The sequence below is a fragment of the Nakamurella sp. GG22 genome, assembly GCF_052976845.2.
Genome location: NZ_JBRIIO020000087.1, coordinates 1 through 239, shown reverse-complemented (window position 1 = coordinate 239; position 239 = coordinate 1). Strand labels below are relative to the sequence as shown.

General features: G+C 33.5%; 1 protein-coding gene. It reads right to left on the bottom strand.

Going from position 1 to position 239, the window contains the following annotated elements; all coding sequences use genetic code 11:
- On the bottom strand, positions 1 to 239 hold a 239-nt coding region (locus ACVBEQ_RS28095; RefSeq protein WP_447156734.1), incomplete at both ends, for a hypothetical protein.

Genomic DNA, 239 nt, shown 5'->3' with positions numbered 1-239 from the left:
ATATTTTTCCATCTTCTCTTTTACACATATAGTTTTTGCAATCACCCATTTTTTATTAGAATTAGCCTCTTCGACATATTCGGCAAAGTGCTGTTTATCTTTATCATAATGCCTTTCATAAGTTGGAACTACATATATGCCTCCATGACAATCTCCTTCGCAATAAACAATAATCCTCTCTTCCTTTTTATCATTATCCCATAGCGAAAGATGATTCCCCAAAGAATACTCACCTGATA